The organism is Streptomyces sp., from assembly GCF_035644915.1.
Taxonomy (GTDB): Bacteria; Actinomycetota; Actinomycetes; order Streptomycetales; family Streptomycetaceae; genus Streptomyces.
This window is the reverse complement of the sequence record NZ_DASQNP010000063.1, coordinates 1-2,342: the sequence shown is the minus strand read 5'-3', so window position 1 is coordinate 2,342 and position 2,342 is coordinate 1. Positions and strand designations below refer to the sequence as shown.

3 protein-coding genes are annotated in these 2,342 nt (G+C 70.3%); all 3 read right to left on the bottom strand.

What is annotated here, in order from left to right:
• On the bottom strand, positions 1–268 hold a 268-nt coding region (locus tag VE546_RS06480), incomplete at its 3' end, for an adenosylhomocysteinase (RefSeq protein WP_324919480.1).
• Positions 246–1,154, bottom strand: coding sequence for a methylenetetrahydrofolate reductase [NAD(P)H] (gene metF, locus VE546_RS06475; RefSeq protein WP_324919478.1), 909 nt, complete (start codon positions 1,152–1,154; stop codon positions 246–248). The genes metF and VE546_RS06480, both read right to left, overlap by 23 nt.
• The coding region (locus tag VE546_RS06470) for a vitamin B12 dependent-methionine synthase activation domain-containing protein (RefSeq protein ID WP_324919476.1) at positions 1,151–2,342 on the bottom strand (1,192 nt) is incomplete at its 5' end. The genes metF and VE546_RS06470, both read right to left, overlap by 4 nt.

The following is a 2,342-nucleotide window of genomic DNA, read 5'->3' as shown; positions in this document are numbered from 1 at the left end:
GGGTGGAGAAGATGTTGCAGGAGGCCCAGCGGACCCGGGCGCCCAGCGCCACCAGGGTCTCGATCAGCACCGCGGTCTGCACGGTCATGTGCAGCGAGCCGGTGATCCGGGCCCCGGCCAGCGGCTGGGCGTCGGCGTACTCCCGGCGGATCGCCATCAGGCCGGGCATCTCGTGCTCGGCGAGGGTGATCTCCTTGCGGCCGAAGGCGGCCAGCGACAGATCCGCGACCTTGAAGTCCGTGAAATCAGCGGTGGGCTGCGAGGGCATGCCGGGCACTCCTTGAGGTCTGGACGTTCTGATGGATTTCCCAGGTGGCCGTGGAGCGGTTGAGGGTGATGTAGTGCAGGCCGGGAGCACCCTCGGCCAGTAGCCGCTCGGCCATGACGGTGGCGTGGTCCACCCCGATGCGGTGCCCTTCGGCCGGATTGTCACGGGCGGCCTCCAGGCGGTGGGCCAGGTCTTCGGGGAAGGTGGCGTTGGACAGCTCGGCGAAACGGCGGATCTGCCGCACATCGGTGGCAGGCATGATCTCGGGGATGATCGGGGTGTCGCAGCCCGCGGCGGCCACCTTGTCCCGTAAGCGCAGATAGTCCTCGACGCGGAAGAACATCTGCGTGATGGCGTAGTCGGCCCCGGCACGGCACTTGGCGACGAAGTGGCGGATGTCGCTCTCCCAGTCGGGCGAGCGGGGGTGCCTCTCCGGAAAAGCAGCCACGCCGACGCTGAAGTCCCCCATCTCCTTGATCAGGGAGACCAGCTCGTGTGCGTGGGCGAAGCCGTGCGGGTGAGGCGTCCACTCGCCTTGGGGGTCGCCGGGCGGGTCGCCGCGCAGGGCAAGGATGTCGCGGACCCCGGCGTCGGCGTACCGGCCGATGATCTGGCGCAGCTCGGCCACGGAGTGGCCGACGGCGGTGAGATGGGCGACGGGCCGCAGGGTGGTGTCGGCGGCGATCTGCTTGGTCACCTCGATGGTGCGGTCCCGCGAGGAGCCGCCGGCGCCGTAGGTGACGGAGACGAAGGTCGGCTTCAGCGTCTCGATACGGCGGATGGCTCTCCACAGAGCGCGGGTCCCGGTCTCGGTCCTGGGCGGGAAGAACTCGAAGGAGAACGAGCGCTCACCGCTTGCCAGGATGTCGCGCAGGGTGGTGATCATGACCGCACTCCCGCGTTGAAGTATTTGGCTTCGGGGTGGTGGACGACGATGGCGTCGGTGGACTGCTCGGGATGGAGCTGGAACTCCTCGCTCAGCTTCACCCCGATCCGCTCCGGCCGGAGCAGCTCGGCGATCTTGGCCCGGTCCTCCAGATCCGGACACGCCCCATAGCCCAGCGAGAACCGGGCCCCGCGGTACTTGAGGGCGAACATGTCCTCGAGGGCGGCCGGGTCCTGGCCGGCAAAGCCCAGCTCGGCGCGGATCCGGGCGTGCCAGTACTCGGCCAGCGCCTCGGCCAGCTGCACCGACAGGCCGTGCAGCTCCAGGTAGTCGCGGTAGGAGTCGGCGGCGAACAGCTCCGCGGTGGCCGCCGAGATCCGCGAGCCGACGGTGACCACCTGCAGCCCGACCACATCGGTCTGGCCGGTCTCGGCGGGGCGGAAGAAGTCGGCCAGGCACAGCCGGCGGCCGCGGCGCTGGCGGGGGAAGGTGAACCGGCACCGCTCGGCGCCGTCCTGGTCCAGGATGATGAGGTCGTTGCCCTCGGAGTGGCAGGGGAAGTAGCCGTAGACCACCGCGGCCTCCAGCAGGTTGTCGGTGTGCAGCCGCTCCAGCCAGCCGCGCAGCCGGGGCCGGCCCTCGGTCTCCACCAGCTCCGGGTAGGAGGGGCCTTCCCCGGTGCGGGGGGCCTTCAGCCCCCACTGGCCCTTGAACAGCGCGTCCTCATCCAGCCAGGACGCGTAGTCCCGCAGCGGAATGCCCTTGACCACCTTGGTGCCCCAGAACGGCGGGGTGGGCACCGGGTGGTCGGTGGCCACATCCGACCGCACCGGGACGTCCTCCTGCTGCTGCTCGGTGACCTGCGCCGTCGCCGCGCGCACCCGGCGTTGACGCAGCTCGGGCAGTTTCGCGCCGGGCACCCCGCGCTTGACGGCCATCAGCGCGTCCATCAGCCGCAGCCCCTCGAAGGCGTCCCGGGCGTAGCGGACCTCGCCCTGATAGAGGGCGTGCAGGTCCTGCTCGACATAGGCCCGGGTCAGCGCCGCACCGCCGAGGATGACCGGATAGCGCCCGGCCAGCCCGCGGGCGTTGAGCTCCTCCAGGTTCTCCTTCATGATCACCGTGGACTTCACCAGCAGCCCGGACATGCCGATCACGTCCGCCCGGTGCTGCTCGGCGGCCTCCACG

Coding starts and splice junctions, on each gene's coding strand:
- metF (WP_324919478.1), bottom strand. CDS start 1,154: ATGATCACCACCCTGCGCGACATCCTGGCAAGCGGTGAGCGCTCGTTC.